The sequence below is a fragment of the Ruegeria profundi genome (assembly GCF_049800715.1).
Classification (GTDB): Bacteria; Pseudomonadota; Alphaproteobacteria; order Rhodobacterales; family Rhodobacteraceae; genus Ruegeria; species Ruegeria profundi_A.
In genome coordinates this window covers 1-16,397 of record NZ_JBNAFO010000007.1, presented here as the reverse complement: position 1 = coordinate 16,397, position 16,397 = coordinate 1, and the positions used below count along the sequence as shown (strand labels likewise).

The 16,397-nt window shown below is 56.7% G+C and carries 16 protein-coding genes; 8 read left to right on the top strand and 8 right to left on the bottom strand.

From position 1 onward, the window contains the following. Nucleotides 1–4: 4 nt before the first annotated feature. Nucleotides 5–1,468 carry a xanthine dehydrogenase small subunit gene (gene xdhA, locus ACP15L_RS12630; RefSeq protein WP_425084428.1) on the bottom strand — a complete coding sequence of 488 codons (1,464 nt, stop codon included), beginning with the start codon at nt 1,466–1,468 and terminating at the stop codon, nt 5–7. A gap of 154 nt (nt 1,469–1,622) precedes the next feature. Here xdhA and ACP15L_RS12625 point away from each other — a divergent pair, with 154 nt between their 5' ends. Then, nucleotides 1,623–2,525, top strand: coding sequence for a LysR family transcriptional regulator (locus tag ACP15L_RS12625; protein WP_425084427.1), 903 nt, complete (start codon nt 1,623–1,625; stop codon nt 2,523–2,525). 41 nt (nt 2,526–2,566) lie between these two features. On the opposite strand, the gene ACP15L_RS12620 is transcribed toward ACP15L_RS12625, so the two are convergent. Then, complete coding sequence (locus ACP15L_RS12620) at nt 2,567–3,799, bottom strand: urate hydroxylase PuuD (RefSeq protein WP_425084426.1); 1,233 nt, start codon at nt 3,797–3,799, stop codon at nt 2,567–2,569. A gap of 101 nt (nt 3,800–3,900) precedes the next feature. On the opposite strand from ACP15L_RS12620, the gene ACP15L_RS12615 reads away from it, so the two are divergent. Continuing rightward, nucleotides 3,901–4,815, top strand: a complete 915-nt coding sequence (locus ACP15L_RS12615) for a LysR family transcriptional regulator (protein WP_425084425.1) — start codon at nt 3,901–3,903, stop codon at nt 4,813–4,815. A 10-nt stretch (nt 4,816–4,825) separates the two neighbouring features. Here ACP15L_RS12615 and uraH read toward each other — a convergent pair whose 3' ends face one another. Continuing rightward, entirely contained in the window at nt 4,826–5,179 is a 354-nt protein-coding gene (gene uraH, locus ACP15L_RS12610) for a hydroxyisourate hydrolase (protein ID WP_170378283.1), read from the bottom strand. A 146-nt stretch (nt 5,180–5,325) separates the two neighbouring features. On the opposite strand from uraH, the gene puuE reads away from it, so the two are divergent. Beyond that, nucleotides 5,326–6,738 carry an allantoinase PuuE gene (puuE, locus tag ACP15L_RS12605; protein WP_425084424.1) on the top strand — a complete coding sequence of 471 codons (1,413 nt, stop codon included), beginning with the start codon at nt 5,326–5,328 and terminating at the stop codon, nt 6,736–6,738. Continuing rightward, nucleotides 6,735–7,220: an ureidoglycolate lyase gene (locus ACP15L_RS12600; RefSeq protein ID WP_425084423.1), complete on the top strand. Its 486-nt coding sequence runs from the start codon at nt 6,735–6,737 to the stop codon at nt 7,218–7,220. The genes puuE and ACP15L_RS12600 overlap by 4 nt, the downstream gene beginning before the upstream one ends. Nucleotides 7,221–7,398: 178 nt before the next feature. Here ACP15L_RS12600 and bhcD read toward each other — a convergent pair whose 3' ends face one another. The 4 genes from bhcD to bhcA all read right to left on the bottom strand — a co-directional run bounded on the left by bhcD (nt 7,399) and on the right by bhcA (nt 11,839). After that, nucleotides 7,399–8,364 carry an iminosuccinate reductase BhcD gene (gene bhcD, locus ACP15L_RS12595; protein ID WP_425084422.1) on the bottom strand — a complete coding sequence of 322 codons (966 nt, stop codon included), beginning with the start codon at nt 8,362–8,364 and terminating at the stop codon, nt 7,399–7,401. A 110-nt stretch (nt 8,365–8,474) separates the two neighbouring features. Next, the gene (gene bhcC, locus ACP15L_RS12590) at nt 8,475–9,638 is read right to left on the bottom strand and encodes a 3-hydroxy-D-aspartate aldolase BhcC (RefSeq protein ID WP_170484689.1); all 1,164 of its coding nucleotides are present in this window, start codon (nt 9,636–9,638) and stop codon (nt 8,475–8,477) included. A gap of 42 nt (nt 9,639–9,680) precedes the next feature. Next, a complete protein-coding gene (gene bhcB / locus ACP15L_RS12585; protein ID WP_425084579.1) occupies nt 9,681–10,649 on the bottom strand; it encodes a beta-hydroxyaspartate dehydratase BhcB in 969 nt (322 codons plus the stop codon). Further along, on the bottom strand, nt 10,649–11,839 hold the full coding sequence (bhcA, locus tag ACP15L_RS12580; protein WP_425084421.1) for an L-aspartate--glyoxylate aminotransferase BhcA: 1,191 nt from the start codon (nt 11,837–11,839) through the stop codon (nt 10,649–10,651). The genes bhcB and bhcA overlap by 1 nt, the downstream gene beginning before the upstream one ends. Nucleotides 11,840–12,008: 169 nt before the next feature. On the opposite strand from bhcA, the gene bhcR reads away from it, so the two are divergent. Next, nucleotides 12,009–12,845, top strand: coding sequence for an HTH-type transcriptional regulator BhcR (gene bhcR / locus ACP15L_RS12575; RefSeq protein ID WP_170767500.1), 837 nt, complete (start codon nt 12,009–12,011; stop codon nt 12,843–12,845). A 7-nt stretch (nt 12,846–12,852) separates the two neighbouring features. On the opposite strand, the gene ACP15L_RS12570 is transcribed toward bhcR, so the two are convergent. Then, nucleotides 12,853–13,695, bottom strand: coding sequence for a bifunctional allantoicase/(S)-ureidoglycine aminohydrolase (locus tag ACP15L_RS12570; protein ID WP_425084420.1), 843 nt, complete (start codon nt 13,693–13,695; stop codon nt 12,853–12,855). A 158-nt stretch (nt 13,696–13,853) separates the two neighbouring features. On the opposite strand from ACP15L_RS12570, the gene ACP15L_RS12565 reads away from it, so the two are divergent. Genes ACP15L_RS12565 through ACP15L_RS12555 form a run of 3 tightly spaced genes read left to right on the top strand, consistent with a single transcriptional unit; the run spans nt 13,854 to nt 15,985 of the window. Further along, nucleotides 13,854–14,834: a sulfatase-like hydrolase/transferase gene (locus ACP15L_RS12565; RefSeq protein WP_425084419.1), complete on the top strand. Its 981-nt coding sequence runs from the start codon at nt 13,854–13,856 to the stop codon at nt 14,832–14,834. Nucleotides 14,835–14,855: 21 nt separating this feature from the next. Further along, nucleotides 14,856–15,152 carry a hypothetical protein gene (locus ACP15L_RS12560; RefSeq protein ID WP_425084418.1) on the top strand — a complete coding sequence of 99 codons (297 nt, stop codon included), beginning with the start codon at nt 14,856–14,858 and terminating at the stop codon, nt 15,150–15,152. 47 nt (nt 15,153–15,199) lie between these two features. Next, on the top strand, nt 15,200–15,985 hold the full coding sequence (locus ACP15L_RS12555) for a hypothetical protein (protein ID WP_170768938.1): 786 nt from the start codon (nt 15,200–15,202) through the stop codon (nt 15,983–15,985). The last annotated feature ends 412 nt before the right edge of the window (nt 15,986–16,397 follow it).

Sequence of the window (16,397 nt, the reverse complement as noted above, 5' to 3'; positions counted from 1 at the left end):
CTTGTTACGCACAAGCCAGTTGAACGGGGGTGTCTGTCTGGGCGTCATGTTCGAGGAAGAACCGACGCAGCAGGTTCTGAGCCGTCAGCATCCGATAGTCGGACGAGGCGCGCCAATCGGTCAGGGGCGCGAAATCCTGAGCCAGAGCCGTTGCCGCCGCCTCGAAACTTTCGCGCGACCAGGGCTGACCGTTCAGAGCAGCCTCGGCAGCAGAAGCGCGCTTTGGCGTCGCGGCCATGCCACCCATGGCGATGCGGGCGTCGCAGATGATGCCATCTTCAACCGACATATGAATACCTGCCGCCACCGATGAGATATCCTCATCGCGGCGCTTCGAGATCTTGTAGGCGGCGTTCATTTCCTTTGGCTGGGGCAGAGGAACACGTATGCTTTCGACAAACTCGTCCGGTTGGCGATCTTGCTTGCCGTAGTCAATGAAGAATGCGTCCAGCGGCAAGGTCCGCACATCCGACCCACGGCGCAGCGTGATTTCCGCTCCAAGCGCGATCAGCACAGGCGGCGTGTCCCCGATGGGGGAACCGTTGGCGATATTGCCGCCCACTGTGCCCATATTGCGCACCTGCCACCCGGCAATACGATCCCAGTATGAGGTCAGGTGCGGTAGATGCTCGGACAGCAGATCCTGGCAATCGGTGTAGCTCGCACCTGCACCGATCAGCAGGTGCTGGCTCTGTTTTTCGACCGCTTTCAGGTCTTCGAGATGTCCGGTAAAGATCGCCGGTCCGATTTTGCGCAGGAATTTCGTGACCCATAGGCCCACATCCGTTGCGCCGGCGACAATGGTGGCTTCGGGATAGGTCTGCAGGCACTCGGCCAGGTCATCCACGTTGGAGGGAAGGATGCTCAGATTGTCCTGCGGTCCCGAGACGACGCGCCGCCCGTCTTTCAACGCTGCCAGACGCGCGGTCATGGCCTCACGTTCGGTGTTCAAGTAGTCCGAGGCTGGGGTGCCATAGCGACTGACTGCAACGGCCGCCCGAATGATCGGCTCATACCCGGTGCAACGGCACAAATTGCCCTGCAAAGCGGTTTCGACCTGCGCCTCTGTTGGCTCGGGCGTTTGCATCCACAGCGCATAGAGCGCCATCACGAAGCCCGGCGTGCAGAACCCGCACTGACTGCCGTGATGGTCCACCATAGCTTGCTGTACCGGATGCAGGCGACCTTCGTGGCCGGACAGATGCTCAACCGTCACGACATGGCAGCCGTCTAAAGAGGCGAGGAACCGAATGCACGCGTTCACCGGAGCATAGGCAAGTCCTGTCCGCCCAAGCCGCCCGACAAGTACGGTACATGCGCCGCAATCGCCTTCGGCGCAGCCTTCCTTGGTGCCGGTCAGTCGTCGTTCGAGACGTAGAAAATCCAGAAGAGTCTGGTCGGCTGATACGTCTGGAACGGATACATCCTTGCCATTCAGGACAAATCGGATGTCAGTGCGCGGCGTCATGTTAGTCTCCCTCTACACCTGCCTTCGGGTAGGTCGCCGCAGGACCATAGAGTCGGAGATTGAGTCTTAAAATCGTCGGAAATGACAAATACTTTCAACAAAACGTTGAAAAAGAAATCCCATCGTCGCAGTCTTCCCGCAGTGGGAGGAATGAATGTCATACATCGAAAGCTTGCGGGTCTTCGTTAGGGTGATGGAGCTTGGTAGCATCACGTCCGGCGGCCGGGATCTGAGGCTGACGCCGGCAGTGGCCAGCAAACGTCTGAAAGAGCTGGAAAACCATCTGGGCGTGCGCCTGTTCAACAGAACGACTCGCTCGATAACGGCAACAGAGGTCGGCGAGGTTTTCTATGATGAGGCCAAGGCCGTTTTGCTGGCGTTGGACCACGCCGAGGCGCGCGTCGCCAGTTTTTCGGACGCCCCCCGCGGCGCGATCCGCATTACCGTGCCGTTGGGGGTGGGACGCAGGATCGTAGCGCCTCTGGTCCCCGATTTTTCGGAGCGTTATCCAGAGACCGAGATCCGCATGCGCCTGTCTGACCGCAAAGTGGACATGATGGCCGATGGTCTGGATATTGCGTTCTTTATCGGAGAGCCGGGCGATTCCACCATGAAGCTGCGGAAATTCGCGGATTGTGATCGGCTGCTATGTGCCTCGCCTGAATATCTTTCGAATTTCGGCGTGCCAAAAACGCCGGATGATCTATTGCAGTCTCAGCACAATTGCCTGCTGCTGCGCTATCCCAGATCGCCCGAGTATTTCTGGACCCTGAACACCGACATGGGTCCGCGCAAACTTGACGTTCGGGGCAAATACGATGCGGATGATGGCGATGTCCTGACGGATTGGGCTTTGGCAGGCAAGGGGATCGTCAACAAACCACGCTTTGATGTGAAAGAGTATCTCGTGTCAGGCCAACTGATCGAGGTTCTACCCTCGACACCGCCATTGCCGACCATCTTCGGCTGCCTCTATCCGCACAAGAAACTTCAGGATCCTAAAATACGCCTGTTCGTCGAACACATCGCGAAACACAGCAAAAGGTTCTTTGGATAAACCAGCAGGAGGTTCCTGTTTCACCTGCTACAAGTCGGGGCTTACTGGCCTCTTACTTCACGCACCCATGCGATGATAGTCTGACGGGCTTCGTCATCCATTTGAACCGCAGCTGGCGGCGGCATCGCGTGGCTGATCCCGGCCTGCAGATAGATTTGATCAGCCTGACGGGCGACATCGCCGGGCGTTTCAAGATACACTTTCTTGGGCGCCCATTTCATTGTGCCATAGACCGGCTCGCGTGCGTGACACATGGAGCAATTGCCCAGAACCGTGTCATAAGCGGCCTCGAACCCCTCGGCCGAGGCGAATTTCTGTTCATAAGGTGTTAGTTCACGCGCTTCGGCCTCTTCCCATGTCTCGCCGGATCGGACTGAGGACAGCCATGCAATCGCGATCATCAGCAGGACCGTGACTGCCCAGGTCCAATGCGGGCCTGTTCCGGTCGCATGCATCGTGTTGAAATAGTGGCGAATGGTGACCCCGGTCAGGAAGATCAGGCTTGCAATGATCCATGAATACTCAGTGCCGAACGCCAGCGGGTAGTGGTTCGACAGCATCAGGAACACGACCGGCAAGGTCAGATAGTTGTTATGCGTCGAACGCACCTTGGCAATTTTGCCGTACTTGGCGTCCGGGGTCCGACCGGCCTTGAGATCTGCGACCACGACGCGCTGGTTCGGCATGATCTGAAAGAACACATTCGCCGTCATGATCGTTGCGGTAAACGCCCCAAGATGCAGTAGCGCGGCCCGTCCGGTGAATATCTGGTTATAGCCCCAGGACATGATCACCAGGATCACGAACAACAACAGCATCAGCAAAGTGGGATGACCGCTCAGCTTGGATTTGCACATTTGGTCATAGAGCAGCCAACCGATGGTCAGCGAACCGCCTGAGATCAGAATTCCCTGCCACAGCGCCAGATCGACCTTGGTCGGGTCCAGCAGGAACAACTCTCCCCCAACCCAGTAAATGATCATCAGAAGCGCGGCGCCGGACAGCCATGTGGTGTAGCTTTGCCATTTGTGCCAGGTCAGATGTTCGGGCATCCGGGCAGGCGCCACCAGGTATTTTACGGTGTGGTAAAACCCGCCGCCATGGACCTCCCATTCTTCGCCATAGGCCCCATCCGGTAGCGCAGGGTTTGGTTTAAGCATCAGGTCCAATGCGATAAAGTAGAAAGATGCCCCAATCCACGCCATCGCTGTGATCACGTGCAGCCAGCGGACGGAAAAGGCGATCCACTCCCACATTACGGCCAGATCATACATGGGTTTGCTCCTAAGATTCTTTGCTTCCGCTCACTCTATGCGAGACTGCTTTGTTCTGGTATTGCTAGCAAAGACCAAGCAGTATCAAAAAATGCAAAAAAATGTCCTATCTAGATAACATCAGAACCTTTGTCCGAGTCTACGAGTTGGGCAGCATGTCGGCCGCTGGTCGGGATCTGAGGGTTTCTCCGGCTGTCACCTCGGCGCGAATATCGCAGTTGGAAGAGCATCTGGGCGTGCGGCTGTTTCAACGCACAACGCGCAGCCTGACGCCGACAGAACAAGGGCAATCGTTTTATCGGGGGGCCGCTGAAATACTTGAGGCCGTTGAAAATGCCGAGGCTCAGATCGTCAATATTACCGAGAATCTGAAAGGGTCCCTCTATGTCGCCGCGCCATTGGGCGTGGGTCGCAGGCTGATCGCGCCACAGGTGCCAAAGTTTCTGGCCGAGTACCCCGAGGTCAATGTCAGGCTGAGGCTGACAGATCGCAAAGTCGACCTGACGACAGAAGGTCTGGATCTTGCGTTTTTCCTAGGGCAGCCCGAGGACAGCAACTTGCGCATTCGCAAGATCGCCGATGTGGAAAGGGTTCTGTGCGCCTCTCCGAAATACATCAAGAAACGCGGGATGCCGGCAAGTGGCGACGATTTGATCACCGACAATCACGAATGTCTCAACCTGCGTTTCCCGGGCGCGACCGAGTTTCAATGGCTTCTCAGAACTCAAACGGGGCCAAAGCGATTCCGTGTCTCTGGTCGCTATGAATCAGACGATGGTGATGTGTTGACGGATTGGGCGCTTGCGGGTCACGGGATCGCGCTGAAGCCGATCTTTGAGATTGCACAGCACCTCAAGGCTGGAAACCTGGTTCCGGTGGCCACAGAAACGCCTCCGGAACCCATTCAGATGGCGTGTCTGTTCACACACCGTCGCATGCAAGATCCCAAAACGCGGCTTTTTATGGAGTTCATCATAGAGCGTATCGGATCCTCGATCGCCGCCGCGAACACCTAGAGCGGAGACTTTAGCTGCCGCGATAGGTCGAGTATCCAAAGGGGGAAAGAAGCAGAGGCACATGATAGTGAGACTGCTCGGACATCCCGAACCGGATCGGTATCACATCCAGAAATCGAGGATCTTCGGGCGGAGTGCCCGATGCATCAAGGTACGCGCCGGCATAGAAGATCAGCTCGTATTCGCCCGTTGAAAACTCGGATTGCGGCAGAATCTGTTCGTCGGTTCTGCCGTCGTCATTTGTCACCAGTGCTTTCAGCAAGGTGCGGTCTGTGCCATTGATGCGGTACAGCTCGATTTTCAGTCCTTCGGCGGGGCATCCCCGCGCTGTATCCAAAACGTGTGTGGTCAGGTAACCGGTCATTTGCGCCACTCCTAAAGTCGCTTATTTCTTAGTCTGTTTTCTCCTCCGAGGGCAAAGCCAGACTATCCGAAGCTGCTTTTCGCATTTTTTGAAAAATTTCTTTGATTATCCGGAGTATTGAGGAACTCAAGAAGAAGGAAACAAATGTGAAGCCTTATCCACGAGATATGACCGGCTATGGCAGTCAAATGCCCAAAGCCAACTGGCCCAATGGGGCCCGGATCGCGATTCAGATCGTATTGAACTATGAAGAAGGTGGCGAAAACAACATCTTGCACGGTGACGCCGCATCCGAGGCGTTTCTGTCCGAGATCACTGGTGCGGCCCCGTGGCCGGGACAGCGGCACTGGAACATGGAATCGATCTACGAATACGGCAGCCGTGCCGGGTTTTGGCGTGTTCACCACCTTTTGCAGGACCTGCCAGTGACTGTTTATGGCGTGGCGACCGCATTGGCGCGTGCCCCGGCGCAGGTTGCGGCGATGAAGTATGCAGGCTGGGAGATCGCAAGCCACGGACTGAAATGGATCGAACACAAGGATATGGACCCGCAAGATGAGCGTGCCCAGATTCGCGAGGCGATCCAGCTGCACAGCGAAGTCACCGGCCAGCCTCCGCGCGGTTGGTACACGGGTCGGTGTTCCATGAATACAATCGATCTTGCCGCTGCAGAGGGGGATTTTGCCTATATCGCGGACAGCTACGCCGATGATCTGCCCTATTGGATCAAGGCAGGGGGCAAGGATCAGCTGATTGTGCCCTATACGATGGATTGCAACGATATGCGGTTTGCGATTCAGGCCGGATACACAAATGGTGAGCAGTTCGAAAGCTATCTGAAAGATAGCTTCGACATGCTCTATGCCGAGGGCACAGCGGGTGCGCCGAAAATGCTCTCGATCGGGTTGCACTGCCGTTTGATCGGTCGTCCGGGTCGCGCCATGGCGCTGAAACGCGCGCTGGACTATTTCAGACAACATGATGGTGTCTGGTTCGCGACACGTGAACAGATTGCCGATCACTGGGCAAAGGAACACCCGCCGATGCAACGCCTCACCCCGTCCGAAATGGACCAACCTACCTTTGTGTCCGAATTTGGCGGCGTGTTCGAACACAGCCCTTGGATTGCCGAAGGCGCGTTTGACCTTGAACTTGGACCGACCCATAACAACGCGGCTGGCGTCCACAACGCGCTTGCACGTGTATTCCGCACCGCTACGACCGAGCAACGCCTTGGTGTCCTGACCGCGCACCCGGATCTGGCGGGCAAACTTGCCGCCGCCGGGCGGCTGACCAAGGAAAGCACGGCGGAACAGGCCGGGGCCGGTCTGGACATGCTGACAGATGAAGAACGCGAAACCTTTACCGCGTTGAATGAGGCCTATACCTCCAAATTCGGCTTTCCCTTCATCATCGCCGTCAAGGACAACACGAAGGCCAGCATCCTGGAGGCCTTTCACCGCCGCATTGACAGTGATCGGGATACCGAGTTCGACGAAGCCTGCCGCCAGGTCGAACGGATCGCCGAGCTGCGCTTGATCGAGAAGTTCTCGGAATGACAGTCGAGCTGAAGCTACAGCCCCTGACCCCCGAAGCCTTTGCGCCGTTTGGAGATGTGATCCAAGCGGCGGGTGAGGTGGACAAGTACATCAATCAGAGCAAATGCGCCCGCTATCATGACCGCGCGGAGTTGGATTTCCAAAACGGCCGCGCCGGGATCAGCGTGTTCCAGTCCGAGGCTTTCAACCTGCCGATCAGGCTGGATATGGTGGAACGTCACCCTGAGGGCAGTCAGGCGTTTCTGCCATTGTCCGAAAAGCCATTCGTTGTGGTTGTAGCTCCCGATGAAGATGGGAAACCCGGCCACCCGATTGCGTTCCTAACTGCGCCGGGGCAGGGGGTGAACTATCACCGCAACACTTGGCACGGAGTTCTGACCCCGCTCCATGATCCGGGCCTTTTTGCGGTCGTGGACAGAATTGGAACCGGACCCAACCTACAGGAGCATTGGTTCGAGGTCCCGTACCTTATCGTCGAATAACCTGAAGATGCGCGGGGTATCGCAGCTTCCTTGTGCATGAGGCTGGAACTGCAGCGAGAATCCAGCGCCTAGCAACATCTTTCGGGTGGAACCACATTGGCCGGGGCGGTAACCCCGGCCGTTGTAATCCGAGGGGCGACTTGCCGCTCGGAACCAAGTGTCAGCGTTTGCTTTGGCGTCAGAAATCGACCTCGATCGCGATCCCTTTTTCTACGGCAAGGTCGACCACCGCTGCGGCCACCGCTAGATCCTGCAGGCCAACGCCTGTGCCGTCGAACAATGTGATCTGATCATCTGCCGAGCGGCCCTCATGCGTTCCATTGATGACCGCGCCAAGCTGAGCGACGTCGCTTTGGCTGATAAGTCCTTCGGCGACGGCGTGCTGTGCCTCGCCGATGGTGACGGATTGCGCGACCTCGTCCGTGAAGACACGCGCCCCGGCCAGCAGGGCGGATTCGACCTCTTGCTTGCCTTTGGTGTCTGTCCCCATGCAAGCAACATGCGTTCCGGGGCTGACATGGTGCGCCATCAGCGAAGGCGCAAAGGCCGAAGTGATTGAGATGATCACATCCGCTTCGGTCATTCCGTCAAGTTCGACCGCCTCATATGGGACGCCTGCCTCAACAGCGACTTTCTCGATATTGGGCAGCATTTCCGGGTGGTAGTTCCAGCCAATGACCTTTTCAAAGCTCCGCTGTTCCAGCGCGGCGCGCAGTTGAAAGGCGGCCTGATGGCCCGCCCCGATCATGCCGATCACCTTGGCATCTGCGCGGGCCAGATGTTTGATCGACACGGACGAGGCCGCCGCTGTGCGCAGCGCCGTCAGCAGGTTGCCGCCCACCATCGCAGAAGGTTTGCCCGTGTCGGGATCGAACAGGAAAACCGTGGATTGGTGGTTGATCAACCCGCGTTTCTCAAGATTGTTCGGCCAGTAGCCGCCAGCCTTCAGGCCCAAAGTCAGGCCGGCGCGATCAAAACCACCCTTGAAGCCATACAGCGCGTCCTCGTGGCCGATGGCCTCGCGCACGACAGGGAAGTTATAGGCATCGCCTGCGGCCATTGCCGCAAAGACGCTCTCAACGGCATCAAAGGCCGCTTGGCGGGTCATCAATCCTGCGATCTCGCGCTCGGGTACGATCAACATGTCAGTCTCCACTTGGAATTCGATCGCCCATGCGCTTGTCCCGAAGGGAGAGGAGGCGCACGGGCGAGGATCAGGCTACTGTCGAGCCAGAATTCTTTGATTGTAAGGCCTTAGTAGGCGCGGCCGCGGGCAGATACAGGCCAGACGGCCTCGACCTTGCCGTTGCGCACACCGACATACCAATCATGTACATTGGCCGTTGGGTCGCAGTGACCGGGCACCAGCTTGAGCTTGTCGTTGACCTTGAGAACACCATCCGTATCCATCACAACGCCATGCTCGTCGGAGCATTTGATGTACTCAACATCGTCGCGTCCAAACACGACCGGCAAGCCGCTGTCCACCGATTGCGCCTTGAGGCCTGCATCGACGATCGCTTTGTCGGCTTTGGCGTGGCTCATGACGCTGGTCAGGATGAACAGAGCGTTCTCCCACTCGCCACGGTCGATGCGGTTACCGTCCTTGTCCAGAATGCGACCGTAATCGGCATCCATGAAGGCATAGGACCCGCATTGAAGCTCATTGTAGACGCCCGAGTTGGACTCGAAGTAGTAAGAGCCGGTGCCGCCGCCTGAAACCAGCTCGCAATCGATGCCTTCGGCTTTCAGGCCGTCAACGGCGTCTTTGACCATCGCAATTGCGGTATCCAGCTTTTCCTTGCGCGCCTCGTAGCTGTCGAGATGCTGCATCGCACCCTGATAGGCTTGAATGCCGGTGAATTTGAGATTGTCGGCCGCCTCGACGGCTTTGGCAATTTCAATCACCTGAGGCGTAGTGGTCACACCGCACCGTCCCGCTCCGCAGTCGATCTCGACGAAGACCTCAAGCTGAGTGCCGTGATCGACGGCTGCTCCGGAAAGATCTGCGACATTGTCAACGTCGTCGACACATACGATAATGCGGCTGCCGAGTTTTGGCAGGCTGGCCAGGCGGTCGATCTTGGCGGGGTCGCGCACCTGGTTTGATACCAATACGTCCTTGATCCCACCGCGCACAAAAACTTCGGCTTCCGAGACCTTCTGACAGCACACGCCCACTGCTCCGCCGAGGCGTTCCTGCAGTTTCGCGACATCGACGGATTTGTGCATTTTGCCGTGGACTCGGTGGCGCATACCGTGGGCCTTGGCATAGTCGCCCATCTTCTTGATGTTGCGTTCAAGCGCATCGAGATCCAGCACAAGGCTGGGGGTCTGGATATCTGCTTCATCCATTCCGGGCTTGGCCGGAATGTCATAGCCTACTTCGAATGCGTCGAGATTGGTCATATCTTTCATGTCCGTATTCCTGTGTCGGGATTGATGTCTGTTGCGACCGGGTCAGGTGTTAAGCCAGGGCAGCTTATCCAGATCGACATTGCCACCGGTGATGATCAGGCCGACCCGCTTGCCTTTGAACGCGTCGGGGTTCTTGAGGATCGTGGCCAGAGGCACAGCCGAGGACGGCTCCATCACGATCCGAAGGTGTTTCCACGTCAGCTTCATCGCGTCGATGATCTCTTGTTCCGAGGCCGTGTAGATCTCAGAGACGTGGTTCGAAACGAAGTGCCATGTCAGGTCTTTCAGGGGCACCAACAGGCCGTCAGCAATGGTCTTCGGCGCATCATCGGCGATGATGTGGCCCGCCTTGAAACTGCGACAAGCGTCGTCGGCCTGTTCGGGTTCCGCCGCAATGATTGCGGTTTCGGGCGCCAGGGTGGACAGGGTCAAGCAAGTGCCGGACACCATGCCGCCGCCGCCGATGGGGGCAACCACCGCATCCAGACCATCGGTCTGCTCGATGAACTCGCGCGAGCAGGTGCCCTGTCCGGCGATCACCCGCGGATCGTTGTATGGGTGGACAAAATCCCCACCCGTGGCCGCCTGAACCTGCGCGAAAGTCGCCTCGCGCGAGGTGGTCGAGGGCTCACACTCGGTGATTTTGCCTCCGTAGCGACGCACCGTGTCTTTTTTGGCCTGAGGCGCCGTGCGCGGCATCACCACGTTGCACGGAATGCCCCGCTTCATTGCGGCGTAAGACAGGCACGACGCGTGATTACCGGAGGAATGGGTGGCAACACCTTTTTTCGCCTGTTCCTCGTCAAGGCCGAACACTGCGTTGGTGGCGCCGCGTACCTTGAAGGCGCCCGGTTCCTGAAAATTCTCGCATTTGAAGAACAGCTGGGCGCCCGTCAATTCGTTCAGGTAGTCCGAGGTTCGAACCGGGGTCCGTCGGATGTAAGGCTCAATCCGGGTATGCGCTTCGAGCATGTCCTCATAGGTCGGGATATACATGGAGAGGTCCTTCATCATGCAGCGTCCTTTTGAACAGCGGCTGGATGACCGCGATAGTATTCCTGCGCCGCCGCCACGCCCGAGCCCAGTTGGATGTTGAGGCCCAGATCGACCATGCACATTTCGGCTGTCGCGATCCCCGACAAGGCCATGACGTCGGTCAGGCTGCCCAGATGTCCGATCCGGAAGACTTTGCCAGCGACTTCGCCAAGGCCGACGCCAAAGGCCACGCCGTATTTCTCGGCGGCATGGGTGACGATATCGGTTGCGTTGAAACCATCCGGTGTGCGGATCGCGCTGACCGTGTCGGAATAAACCGAGGGGTTCGCGGCACAAAGCTCCAGCCCCCATGCGCCAACAGCGGCACGCACCCCTTCGGCGATGCGGGTATGGCGGGCAAAGACGTTCTCCAACCCTTCCTTCAGCAACATGTCGCAGGCCTGGTTTAGGCCATTCATCAAGCCGACGGCAGGCGTGTAGGGATAGGCGCTGTTTGCGTATCCCTTGGCCATGTCGTGGACGTCAAAAAACGTGCGGGGCAGGGTGCCAGTTTTGGTCGCCTCCATCGCCTTCTGGCTAAAGCCGACGATCGCGAGACCTGCGGGCAGCATGAACCCTTTTTGCGATCCGGTGACGGCCACATCGACGCCCCACTCATCAAAGCGGAAATCCATCGACGCAATGGACGAGACGCCATCAACGAACAGCAATGCAGGATGCCCTGCCGCGTTAAGCGCCTTTCGCACGGCGGCAATGTCCGATTTTACGCCGGTTGCCGTTTCGTTATGCGTGGCAAGAACGGCTTTGATCTCGTGGTTGGTGTCCGCGGTCAGGATCTCTTCATAGCGGTCGGCAGGCAGGCCCTGACCCCACGGGGTTTCGACGATCTCGACATTCAGCCCGTGGCGCTGGCACATGTCGATCCAGCGATGGCTGAACATGCCGTTGCGCGCGGCCAGAACCTTGTCTCCGGCAGATAGGGTGTTGGTCAAAGCTGTTTCCCAGCCGCCCGTCCCGGTCGAGGGGAAGATGAACACCTCGGCGCTGTCGCTTTTCAGAACTTTCCGAACACCCGCGCGGGCAGGGTGCAGAATTTGCCCAAACAGCGGCGACCGGTGGTCGATCGTGGGCATGTCACAAGCCTTGCGCAGGCTTTCAGGGATATTGGTCGGGCCCGGAATGAAAACGGGATTTTGAAAGCTCATGGATGGTCTCCTTCCGTCGTTGGGGACATCTTAAGACGAAGTTTTTTGATTTTAAATTTTTTTGAAAACGATTTTCAAAAACCGGCTACTACTATTTAGAATATTGTTGTCAGTAACTTATGTTTTTCATATGATGAATTCGGTTTTCGAAAAAAATCCGAAGGTTCTTATGGCTTCCCAAAACAATGGCGCTGGTTCCCCTCGAAAAGCCCGGGGAAGACCCCGGGGATGGGATGATAAAACAGCTCAGAACACGATCAAATCCCTCGACCGTGCGATGGAGGTTTTCGAGTATCTGAGCGAGGCGCAAGGCAAGTCATTGACGATGCTGTCCGATGAAATGCAGCAATCCCCGGCCACGGTCTACCGCATCCTTGTCACGCTTGAGGGCAGGGGCTTAGTAGAGTTCGATCCCGTCGAACAGATCTGGCATATCGGCCCCCGCGCCTTTGTTATAGGGTCGCGATTTCTACGGCGTACCAGCCTTGTGGATCGGGCAAGGCCGGTGATGCGCAAGCTGATGGAAGCCACGGGTGAGACCGCCAATCTGGGCATTCAGAAAGAAGGTTCGGTTCTGTTTCTAAGCCAGGTGGAAACGCATGCCAGCATCCGGGCTTTTTTCCCGCCCGGAACACTGTCGCCTATGCACGCATCTGGGATCGGGAAGATTCTGCTGGCGCATATGGATGAGGACCGGTTGGAAAGGTTGCTGGCCTCGGTCCAGTTGCAGGCGTTCACGGGCCGGTCGATCACGACTGTAGAAAGTCTGAAACAGGACCTAATTTCTATCCGCGCGCGAGGTTTTTCGATCGACAATGAAGAAAAGAACGAGGGCATGCGCTGTATCGCTGCGCCGGTGTTCGACGTGAACGGCGAAGCGGTTGCGGGGATTTCCGTCTCTGGACCCACCAGCCGGGTGCGCGAGGACGGGGTCGAAAAGCTCAGCCGCCCCGTGATCGAGGCGGGCCAAGCCTTGACTCAGGCCATCGGAGGAACCGTGAACTGAGAGGCCTCTATCGCCGGTTGGCCGCGTATCCAAGGCGCAGCGGCATGTGTCGGTTCACATCCTTATAAAGCAGGTACCGGAACTTTCCCGGACCGCCTGCGTAACAGGCCTGTGGGCAGAACGCGCGCAGCCACATATAGTCACCGGCCTCGACCTCGACCCAGTCATTGTTCAACCGGTAAACCGCCTTTCCCTCAAGCACATAGAGGCCGTGTTCCATCACATGGGTTTCGAGGAAAGGGATGACCGCACCGGGTTCGAACGTCACCACCGTCACATGCATGTCGTGGCGCAGGTCACTCGGATCGACAAACCGCGTTGTCGCCCATTTGCCATCGGTGCCAGGCATTGGGGTCGGCGCGATATCGTTTTCATTCAGCACGAGGATATCCGGAATACCCAGCCCCTCAACGGCCTCATAGGCTTTGCGAATCCAATGGAACCGCAAGGTGTCATCGGAGTGGTTGCGCAGGGTCCAATCGCATCCGGGCGGTAGATAGGCATAGCCGCCAGGCGTCAGCTCATAGTACGTACCTTCAGCGATCAGCGTTGCGGTGCCTTCGACTACGAACAAAACACCTTGGGCCTCGGGGTTGGTCTCGGGCCGATCCGAGCCACCGCCCGGCTGCACCTCCATGATGTATTGCGAGAAGGTCTCGGCAAATCCTGTCAGCGGGCGTGAGATCACCCATAGGCGCGTATCGTCCCAGAATGGCAGAAAGCTCGTCACGATATCTCGCATAGTGCCCTTGGGGATCACGGCATACGCATCCGTAAACACGGCGCGGTCCGTCAGCAGCTGGTCTTGTCCGGGGTGGCCGCCATGGGGTGCATAGTATTGCGTGTTCATGTGTGCTCCTGAAAAAAAGCCGTGCCCGTTTACATATGCTCCGGTTCCGAGGATCGAACCAGCCGTAAGGAGGCGACAGCTCTCTCTGCGAAAATTTGACAATCATGGAAATTGTTTGGGGATTTTGAGGATTCACCTTGTACCGGACGATTTTCTGATTGGCCTCTCAAGATCGCAATGCGATGGGCGATGCCGCCGTCAATATTTCGGGTTTTGGCCTTGCCGATGAAGAAGTCACAATTGCCGAAGTTCTGAAATCCGTAGGCTACAACACCTCGCATGTTGGCAAATGGCACATGGGCGACATTCAGGAATCCTGGCCTACTTATCAGGGCTTTGACTACGCCGCGTTCCCCATCCATCAGCAGGGCCAGTTGGCCATCTTCAACGAAGATGCAGCCAAGGAAGAAATCACCATGGCCATTGGGGAAGACAACTACAACTCCAAATACACGCTGGATGATTGGTTTCGCCCTGATCCGGGACACATGATTACCGGCCTTGAAGCTGTTATTGGCGGGGAGGTCCGCGAAGTCCATATGGAACCGGGTGAGAAATGGACCCAGGACAAATACAATGAAATGAACATCCGCTATCAGGCACAGGCGATGGAACAGTTGCGCCTGCTAGCAGAACGGGACGAACCGTTCTTCCTGCAATACTGGCCGCTTGTCCCTCTGTCGACAACGCGCACGACGAGAGAGGCGTTCACGACACCCAACGGCGGTACATTCGTTGAAAGCATGGAAGAGCTGGATGAATGGATCGGGGTCATTCTGAACGAAGTCGATACGCTGGGGCTCAGAGACAATACCCTGATCGTTTTGATGGGCGACAACGGTCACTTCACCAAATATGCCCCCGGCAGTGGGTTTTCGCCGCTGGTCTTCCGCGGCGGCAAGGCCGATACGTCTGAAGGAGGCGTTCGGGTGGACGCGTTTGCCCGCCTGCCCGGCTTGATCGAGGGAGACTCGATTGTATCTGACATTATTCATATCTCTGATTTGTTCACGTCAATCGCGCGTATCGGCGGAGCGATGGATGCCATCCCCCGCGACTGGATCATTGACGGTGTCGATCAGACGTCCCTTATGTTTATTGGCGATACGCATGGGCGCAGGGCTCATGTACTGATCTAATCGATCAATTCGCTGAAAGAGGTGGTAAAGGAACACATCAAACTCAAAGTTCCGGCCAAAGGTGAAAATGCTATCGTGGCCAAGTTCTACAACCTGTTCCGCGACCCCCGCGAAGAACAGAGCGTATCGACCGAGATCGGAGCATGGGCTGGACATGAGTTTAACCGCATTATTGCCCGCCACCTGAAATTCAAGGAAATGTACCCCGATCAACCGGCCGCGACTGGACGTCCCTATGAAGGTATCGTGAACCTTCGTCCTGAAACCGTCGCAGCGGTGGATGCCTTTGTCGCCAAGCGGGACATTCAGCCCGAATAAAAGGTGAAGCTGATAAGAGTAATGCAAGCCCCGCATCAGATAATGATATGCTTGATATGGGGCTTGGCATCCACAACAAAAATTCTGGAAACAATATGAAAATCCAAGCGCTTGTCCTTGCATTGGCGACTGGCATTGTTGCGGCCCCAGCAATCGCCGATGAAAACGCTTCAAACCCTTTGGCCGCAGTCAATAACACGGACATCCGGTATCAGTATTTTGATTTGGGCAACGGTGCTGACAAGCAGGACGCCTTTATAGATGGCGCATACATGCTGCGGCCTGATCTGAAACTGAAATATGAGTTACACTACAACTCAACGGATGTGACTGGAACTCGGTTCACTGACTTTGAGAAATTGAGCCTCAAAGCGATCTATTTCCCTTCTCAGAGACCGCTCAACGAAACGTGGGCCATCAAGTCGGCCATTGGTCTGGAGTGGATACTGGACTTTGGCGACCCGGAAAAAGGGATCGGAACCGGGTCCGATCAAATTGCGCCTTTTGGCGGGTTCGCCTTTGCAAACACAAAATCAGGGCTGACGCTGATCCCACTGCTCCAGCATTTTGCTTCATACAATGGCCCGACGGACATAAACCAAACCGCGATGCGGTTGATTGCGCTACAACCGTTTGGCGATGGGTACTGGGTCAAGGCTGATATCAAAGCACCATATGACTGGGAGAATGATGCTTGGCCAGCGACCGCTGAGTTCCAGATTGGCAAGAACCTCAGTCCTGGCATCGCAATTTATGCTGATTTCCTCATCGGTATAGGTTCCGACCGCCCCTACGATAAAGGTGCCGGTTTAGGTTTGCGTTTCAACTACTAGTTCACCCACACCCAACCTCGGCGAAGATCATCTATGTCACAGTCCAGAACTCTGTTCAGCCATTTGTTTTCTGCGTCTATCTTGACCCTTCCTGGAACTGCCTTGAGCCAATCCCTGCCCGCTCCGGGTCGGTAGGAAATAAATTGGCGTCACGCCGCATCATTCTTTTTGTTCACTCCGCTCTGAACTCGGGGAAGATCAACAGTCTCTGGGCGATCCGCTGAGATGGATTTGAACCTTTAAACTGAATCCGTCGTTCGCGTTTCTAATCCCCAGTCAGCGATGCTTAGGCCCAGAGTTCTGAGAAAATAGACTTCTATTACGATCTGTACCCAAGACTTTGCAAAGTCCGCTTTCTGCGCATTGCTGTCATTGGGGCGTCGAGCAGCATCGGTCAAAGTGGGCTCGAAGC

Excerpts from the sequence above, each read along its gene's own strand:
- xdhA (WP_425084428.1), bottom strand. The coding sequence starts at position 1,468 with ATGACGCCGCGCACTGACATCCGATTTGTCCTGAATGGCAAGGATGTA.
- ACP15L_RS12625 (WP_425084427.1), top strand. The coding sequence starts at position 1,623 with ATGTCATACATCGAAAGCTTGCGGGTCTTCGTTAGGGTGATGGAGCTT.
- ACP15L_RS12620 (WP_425084426.1), bottom strand. The coding sequence starts at position 3,799 with ATGTATGATCTGGCCGTAATGTGGGAGTGGATCGCCTTTTCCGTCCGC.
- ACP15L_RS12615 (WP_425084425.1), top strand. The coding sequence starts at position 3,901 with ATGTCCTATCTAGATAACATCAGAACCTTTGTCCGAGTCTACGAGTTG.
- uraH (WP_170378283.1), bottom strand. The coding sequence starts at position 5,179 with ATGACCGGTTACCTGACCACACACGTTTTGGATACAGCGCGGGGATGC.
- ACP15L_RS12600 (WP_425084423.1), top strand. The coding sequence starts at position 6,735 with ATGACAGTCGAGCTGAAGCTACAGCCCCTGACCCCCGAAGCCTTTGCG.
- bhcD (WP_425084422.1), bottom strand. The coding sequence starts at position 8,364 with ATGTTGATCGTACCCGAGCGCGAGATCGCAGGATTGATGACCCGCCAA.
- bhcC (WP_170484689.1), bottom strand. The coding sequence starts at position 9,638 with ATGAAAGATATGACCAATCTCGACGCATTCGAAGTAGGCTATGACATT.
- bhcB (WP_425084579.1), bottom strand. The coding sequence starts at position 10,649 with ATGAAGGACCTCTCCATGTATATCCCGACCTATGAGGACATGCTCGAA.
- bhcA (WP_425084421.1), bottom strand. The coding sequence starts at position 11,839 with ATGAGCTTTCAAAATCCCGTTTTCATTCCGGGCCCGACCAATATCCCT.
- bhcR (WP_170767500.1), top strand. The coding sequence starts at position 12,009 with ATGGCTTCCCAAAACAATGGCGCTGGTTCCCCTCGAAAAGCCCGGGGA.
- ACP15L_RS12570 (WP_425084420.1), bottom strand. The coding sequence starts at position 13,695 with ATGAACACGCAATACTATGCACCCCATGGCGGCCACCCCGGACAAGAC.
- ACP15L_RS12555 (WP_170768938.1), top strand. The coding sequence starts at position 15,200 with ATGCTTGATATGGGGCTTGGCATCCACAACAAAAATTCTGGAAACAAT.